Origin of the sequence: Vibrio sp., assembly GCF_050299255.1 — a bacterium.
GTDB lineage: Bacteria > Pseudomonadota > Gammaproteobacteria > Enterobacterales > Vibrionaceae > Vibrio.
In genome coordinates, this window is record NZ_JBNKVP010000123.1 from 1 (window position 1) to 5998 (window position 5998).

Below are 5998 nucleotides of genomic sequence, written 5' to 3' on the forward strand. Positions count from 1 at the left end.
AGGGAACGTCTCAGGTTATCTAGCATCTTCCATCTTCCCAGCGCTGATACGGCTGTTTTTCCATTTGGTCTACCCAGTATCCACGGTAGCAGTTGCCAGTCGCCACGTGTCCAGCGGTGTTGACGTTTTGCCACCACGTCATAACGAGCAGGATATTCCTCGATTACTTCGATATCAGAGACTAATCCTGCACGCGCAAAGATGCCTTCGAACAGGTCATGGCTAAGCATGGTATTTTCAGCAACACGTCCTGCCAGTGCTGCTTCAAAAGCATCCACATCGTAGATACCCTTGCCGGTAAAAGAGCCTTCACCAAACAGATCCTGATAAACGTCCGAGGTTGCTGCGGCATAGGGGTCTATACCGCCAGGGCTCGAAAAAACACGTTGATACAAGGACCCTTCCTGACCTATGGGCAAGGATGGGGTAACGCGTGGTTGTAGAATGGCATAGCCTGTCACCACCTTTTGTGACTCGGAATCAAACCGTGGGCGGTTTAGCGGATGTGCCATCTTGCCAATCAGACGTAGTACGGTGTCACGTGGCAACTGAGTATCCGCGTCCAGTGTAATCACGTAACGAACATTATCGGGTACCTGTGGTGTTTCTCCGCTGAGGGTTAGGTAAGAGGTATCTTTAGCTCCGCGAAGCAGTCGATTAAGTTCCTGTAATTTGCCCCGCTTGCGCTCCCAGCCCATCCATTTGTTTTCACTGGCATTATACTGTCTGCGCCGATGTAGTAGCAGGAAGTGATCTCCAGCAGGGCCTGCAGGATAACGGTGATTAAGCCTTGCAATTTCTGCTGTCGCCAGTGATAGCAGCTCTGCATCCGATGGTAGAATTTCTTCGTCAGCATCCACCCCATCAGCCAGCAGAGCAAAGCTTAAATCGCCGTCGATGCCGCTAAGGTAGTGAACCTCCAGGCGTTCTATCTGCTCCAGCAGGTCAGCCTCACTGGTCAGCATGGTCGGCACAGCAATAAGCGTACGCAGAGAAGCTGGCACGCCGTTCTTAAGCTCAAGACCTGGCAGGGTGATCGCACCGAAACTCCACGATACAAAGCGGTTGATCAAAGCATTCGAAACTTCAGTGGCTGGCAGAAAACCAATAAGTGCCAAAGCGGCCAGCCAGAGCAGTGATAGATCGGATAATCCAGACGTAGACAAAGCCAGCGCAAGCAAACCTAGCGCTAGCAGTAATATTGAACCCACATAACCAGCAAGACCAAAGCGAATATGCAGCCGAGTCACCCTTAAGCGGATATTGGGGAGAAATTTAATCGAGTGTTCAAAAGCAAGCCGACCTTTATCGATCAGGTGATATCCGGGATCAGCAACGCGTTCGGTCTCGATATCATCGCTGTCATCAGACGCCGCAGTATGAGAGGCTTTAAGCGCAAGCTCAGCAATTTCCAGTTCAGTAAAATCTGAACCGCGTGAGAGTTGTTCGATGGCACTGCGATAAAGATTACGAGTATGAAAATCCATCTCGGCAAAAGCACTGTCGGCACGTAAGCGTTCATCCACCAGACTGACGTTTTCAAACAGTTCTGCCCAGTCAATATCTGAAATCAGGCGCATGCTGGTAATCACATTACGTATGCTGACGTTGGATGCACCCTGTCGTTGCTGACTATGCTGTACTACTTCGTCGACGGAAAGCCCCTGTCGTCTTAACCTCTGCTCTAACCACTCAAGCGCTGGCGTTGTTCTAGGATCCTGATCGCGTAGACGCTTAGCCAGTTGGGCTGCAAAGGATTCTGACAGAGGGCCGGGGGAGCGACTGTCTATATCTGATTTGAGAGCCGAATGTTCACATCCTTCAGCTAATAGTAGAGCCGTCAGTTGATTGGCATCATTACGTTCCACTAATCCAACTGCGATCTGATCTGTCAGCCGACGCAGATTCTCGATGAGGACTATGCGTAAGGTAATCGCAACCGCCCACAATTCACCTATAGTGAGCGCCTGTACCTGTTGATATGCATCTATAAAACGACACAGAGTATCTGGATCAAAATGGCTGTCGGTATGCGCGACAAATGCCCAGGCTATGCCAAATACTCTTGGGTAACCGGCTAAAGGCCCGTCAGCCAATTTTGGTAACCTGCGGTAGAACCCAATCGGCAGATCATCTTTGATCTCTCGAATTTGCTCTTCTACCAGATGATAATTATCGAGTAACCACTCCGCCGCCGGTACCACGCTACGCCCTGATTCAAGCTCAGCTGCACTGGCACGATAGGCTTCAAGCAAAACAGAGGCATTATCATTCAGTCGTGAATGTAGCGGCAGCACTCTGGGCGCAGGATCAGAAACATTCTGTGCTGCGGCCAGGCTTTGAGCATGCTGCTCAAGGCGTTCGATGCCAAACAACTCTTCGCGCACAGGCAGTAAGCTATTCCATGGAGGGAGGGAAGCTCTTCTCCAGAAAACAGCAGATTTTGGATATAACATTTTTACCTCAGTGGAATAGCCTCAGTCAGCTAAAGTCACTCGACGTCTGAGAAATTGATTGATTAAGAACCCATGAAACGCAGTTAAATCATGATGTATCCACTCATGTTAATCATCTGATTAATATATGCATGGAGAGGAAAAGCCAGTGGCCTCTGTTCTGGCGATAGATGAAAAACAGAATAATGAAAGATCAGAAATTATTCTGATGTGAAACCTGAAAGGATCGAATGGGTACAGTATGTTCTATATAGCTGACATTAGCGAATCAATTAATGTTTAAAACACTAAATACTGATCAGTTTTATTGAGTTAAACGCGGACACGTGAGTTAAACACGGACACCCACGTGAGTAAACACGGACACCCATATATTGAAGATTGACAACTACAATCAAAAGCCGTAGTTTTTAAACCTGATCAAATCGCAAGGAGCGCATTATGCCTAAAGCCAGGAAAACTCAGGTTTCTATTGAAGCCACCCCTTATTACCATTGTATTTCCCGCTGTGTACCCAAAGCGCTTCGCGGGGCAGGCTCTCCGCCGTGCTTTTTTGTGTGGTAAGGATTCTCAATCCGGTCAGGATTACGAACACAGAAGACAGTGGATTGAAGACCGATTACTTTCATTATCCAACACTTTTGCTATCGATATCGCAGCCTACGCTATTATGAACGCATAAGCTAAATACCCCTGGTAGTTAAGTGATTGATTTTAAATGAACAGTTCTGGCTGATTAGCTGAAACACCCCCTTTAAGGATCAACTTACCGGTTTTTTTGAGGGTTCTAAGTATTGATAATACCGGATCTTTGTCCAGATCCGACTGTTTTATTTCATAGGGCGCAAATGGCACGACTTGTTCAGCCGGCAAAATATTAGCGTTGATCAAGCGCATGATGCTTGAACTACTGACCCCACAATAATGTTTGGCTTGCACCAGATTAAGGATGTCGTCATCCTTGTGTTTGGGTGCCGGTTTAATGCCGTTTTTTGTGCGGATAGTGCGCACACTTGTTTGAGTCCAGCGATGACCCTTACCGGTCTTTCTTCCCAACTTGCTTAGCACCATGGCGATTTCGGCATCACGATATCTCAGCGCCATCTTGCAGATCAGCTCAAGGTCTTCCGGCGCAGTCTTATGTGCTTGATTGGCTGGTAGAGGTTTGGGAATACTCAACGAGGTATGACTGCCCCCTTGCCAATGGATAATAAAGCTTAACAGCAGTTTCTCTTCATCCAGGTCGACTATGATTTCCCTGATCAGACAGCGTACGATTTTTTTCCTGAGTTCTATCGGGCAATCGGGCGAATACCAGGTCCTGGCAAAGTGCTGGCCCAGCGCCAGGATCGATTGCCTGTTCTGTTCGGTGAGTGTTGGCTGAGTCTGCTGGGCGACATAAAGCGTACTCTTGACCTGCTCGACCCGTTCTAGTTTTTCATTCCATCGCTGCTCCAGAGTATCAGTCACTAATCTGTTATTAGGGTCAGCCTGGTCATATTGCTCAAAAGCACGTTGTGCTTCATATTCCAGTTGTTGTAGTTGTCTTTGCAATGCACTGTGGTGATCGCAGTGAGTATGCTCGAGTTGCTCAACAGCCCGTAGGCTCGCCGCAACGCCTTCGGGTGAAATCCGTTTGAGTACTTCGTCCGCTATCCGCTGTTCTACTGCTATGCCCCCAAAACCGATGCAGTAGCTCCCTGAGCTGTTATAGTCGCCATGACAAAAGTACCTCGGTGTCGTCCCCTTTTTGCCCCAATAGCGTACCTGGAGCTTATGTCCGCATCGTGCACAGCGTAGCAGGCCAGTAAGCAGCCCATGCCCCTGTCGTACGGCCAGGGTCGATTCATTCGCCTGGAAGTTCGTACCATTGTTGTCGATCATGCGCTGATACCGAAGATAAGTCTCCCAGCTAATATACCCTTCATGGTGGTTCTTAATAAAGACCTTTGCCTGATCGTGCGGGAGAATGGAGGCCTGACGTTTTTTCAATACCCCTTGCTCCAGTACTTTCTCGATCGGACGACGCCCATAGACATAGGCACCGGCATAAACTGGATTGTGTAACACGCTGGGGATGAAAGTCTGTGCCGGCAACTTCCACACCCTCTGGAACTGGCCATTGATGGACTTATTGACCGGTAATGCAATCTGGTTCTCCATAAACCAGCAATAGGTCTGGCGAAGGCTACCGAGTTGCTGGAACTTGTTAAACACCAACATAATAGCCTCCTGCACGCGCTGATTTGGGTCTTTAACGATGGTATCCCCATCGCGGATATAACCCGGCGCTATTGATGAGAACAATTCGCCACGCTTCGCTTTAGCCTCTTTGCCTTGAATCAGGCGCATACGAAGCACATTCAACTCAGCGGCACTGATCGTGCCCTTAATGCCCAGCACCAATTGATCATCAAACTGATTGGGATCGTACACAGTTTGCTCATCACCGATCAGGGTATCGGTAAATTGACAGATTTCCACTAAATGACACCAGTCTTTATCGGTACGAGATAGACGCGAGAGTTCACGGCTGAGAATAATCCCGACATCGCCAAGCGCGACGCTGGTTAGTAGTTGCTGAAAACCTGGCCGCTCACGCGCCCCGGTTGCTGCGCTGACACCAAGGTCTTTATCTATTACTTTGACCCGATTAAAGCCCAGGTCATTGGCGCGTTCAGCTAATGCATATTGCAGGCGCTGGCTTTCAGTGTTGTGTTTGACCTGGCTTAAAGAGGACTGGCGCAGGTAAACGATGGCCTGACGAGCCAGGTGGTCAGTCTTTATTCTGGTTTGAGGATTGTGATTGTGCATGATTGGGTTTCTCCTGGGATTGGAAAGCAGTGATAATGAGTACGGCCATCAGGTCGACGAGCGACTGGTATTGCAGCTCATCGAATTGATGGTGAATGAAACGATCTTCATCGTGCTGAAAGTTAAAGCTTTGTTGATCCATCGGTATGCTCCAAAGCATCGAATAGAGGCTTTAAATCAGAGCAACTGGAGTGGATTAAATCAACAATTTCTAACAGAACAGGGGTTGGAATATTGACTGTGGAATCAATTTTCAGGCGTGCTGCGTCGGGTTGAAGCATCCACAGTGGCAGGGTTAAGGTTTTGCCTGCTGATAACTCTACGGTGACCTGACCAAGCTTCCCGCCGGTACGTTGAAGCACTTTGAAGGTTCGATTGACATACGGATGAAATGGATAATAAACCCTTGCCGTTGCAGACAAGGTAGTTAGTGTGGTTGGTGATGAATAATCACTACCATGTTGTAGTGCATATTGATCAGGAAAATTCAGCTAAATGGTCTGACCGTGAAGTCTGTAACCGATGGCATAAACTCTTTTCGGGTAATGACCTATCCCATCGCTATCTCAAGCATGAAGAACTCACTACTTCAGAGCAACATATCCTGGCTGAACGAGTTGAACTTTGGCGTTCTCGTTTGATCGACCTAAGCTGGTTCATGCGTTGTCTAAATGAACCGATTGCCCGTGATGCGAATAAGGAAGATAAAGTCACTGGTCGATTTTGGG

At 48.2% G+C, this 5998-nt stretch carries 3 protein-coding genes and 3 pseudogenes; 2 read left to right on the top strand and 4 right to left on the bottom strand.

The window, feature by feature from the left end:
* Positions 1-2387 (bottom strand): annotated as a pseudogene (locus ACQY6F_RS17885) (protein ndvB); the annotation flags it as partial.
* A 510-nt stretch (positions 2388-2897) separates the two neighbouring features.
* Between ACQY6F_RS17885 and ACQY6F_RS17890 the strand changes: the two are divergent.
* A pseudogene (locus ACQY6F_RS17890) lies at positions 2898-3132 on the top strand (hypothetical protein); the annotation flags it as partial.
* 38 nt (positions 3133-3170) lie between these two features.
* Here ACQY6F_RS17890 and ACQY6F_RS17895 read toward each other — a convergent pair.
* Genes ACQY6F_RS17895 through ACQY6F_RS17905 form a run of 3 tightly spaced genes read right to left on the bottom strand, consistent with a single transcriptional unit; the run spans position 3171 to position 5632 of the window.
* A complete protein-coding gene (locus ACQY6F_RS17895; RefSeq protein ID WP_428776388.1) occupies positions 3171-5270 on the bottom strand; it encodes a recombinase family protein in 2100 nt (699 codons plus the stop codon).
* Positions 5233-5412, bottom strand: a complete 180-nt coding sequence (locus ACQY6F_RS17900; protein WP_428776389.1) for a hypothetical protein — start codon at positions 5410-5412, stop codon at positions 5233-5235. Before ACQY6F_RS17900 ends, ACQY6F_RS17895 begins: the two co-directional genes overlap by 38 nt.
* Positions 5393-5632, bottom strand: a complete 240-nt coding sequence (locus ACQY6F_RS17905) for a hypothetical protein (protein WP_428776390.1) — start codon at positions 5630-5632, stop codon at positions 5393-5395. Before ACQY6F_RS17905 ends, ACQY6F_RS17900 begins: the two co-directional genes overlap by 20 nt.
* A gap of 80 nt (positions 5633-5712) precedes the next feature.
* Here ACQY6F_RS17905 and ACQY6F_RS17910 point away from each other — a divergent pair.
* Positions 5713-5998: pseudogene (locus ACQY6F_RS17910) on the top strand (hypothetical protein); the annotation flags it as partial.